The following is a 1,061-nucleotide window of genomic DNA, read 5'->3' on the forward strand; positions in this document are numbered from 1 at the left end:
TTTAAAGGACTTAAAAACATACAAGCTCGCTTATAGAACAGCTATCCATTTGACTTCTGTCATATCTTGGTTACTTGTGCATCCATTTAATCTTTCCATAACCTTATAAGAACAGCGCCATCAGCACCAGCACCGCTGTAATACCCATCCCCGTTAGCACCAGCACCTCCACCCCCAAAACCACGCCCTGCTTTTCCTGAAGTATAGTAACCATCTCCCGTTCCTCCAGCGCCACCCCTTGATGTATCGCCCCCAGCATCACCTCCGTTACCACTCATTTCTGCATCAATTCCTTTCGTTCCAGCATAACCATTTCCGCCTTTGGCAAGTCCTAAGAGACCATCTGTTGCCCAACCAAAGTTCCCGCCAACTCCTCCAGTACCACCAGAACCTGAGTAACGGGATGATGAGCTGGAATAATAAGCACCTCCACCACCTTTTCCTCCTGTAGCTGTCATAAAATTTTTGCCAACGGTTGTTGTGCCTCCAGAATTTCCTGTCGCACCATGCTTTGCAACAGAAGTTCCTCCTTTACCAATGATGATATCCTCATGCCCGTTTAAACTGGCTTTATAGCCGTACCACACGGAACAACCTCCACCTCCTCCACCGCCGCCTAAGCAATAAGACCAAGAGCAACCACCACTACCGCCGCCACCCCAGGCTGTAATTTCGACTTTGGTTTTATCCGTGACCCAGTTGGGCCATTCAATTTTCCCATCTTGCGTATAAAGCAATTCAGCATCGGCAATAATGAGTTTATTAATCAAATCTTTTTTGATGTTTTTAATTTCCTGCTTGAGAATATCTATTTCTGATTTCGTATAAACAAGTTCTCCATCGACTCTCAAAGGTCCTTTAAGTGAGCTTCCGCTTGTACTTAAGTTAGTGATCATTTTGTTATTATGGGTAATATTCAATGATGTGTTTCCCAACAGTTCTAAGCCACCACTCATAGTGACTTTGCTGGTAAATTTATTATAATTCTGCCATTCATTGGGGCTGGCTAAACGACCATAGCTTGTGAGATCTTCGTTGATCTTAGCTCTAAAATCATCAAG

Annotated in this window: 1 protein-coding gene; it reads right to left on the minus strand. The window is 44.1% G+C overall.

The features are described 5' to 3' along the window. Positions 1 to 86 precede the first annotated feature (86 nt). A partial coding sequence (locus ACFINH_RS09960; protein ID WP_375633010.1) for a Bgr_08870 family protein occupies positions 87 to 1,061 on the minus strand: 975 nt, incomplete at its 5' end.

Source organism: Bartonella sp. AA74HLJMH, from assembly GCF_042197045.1.
Taxonomy (GTDB): domain Bacteria; phylum Pseudomonadota; class Alphaproteobacteria; order Rhizobiales; family Rhizobiaceae; genus Bartonella.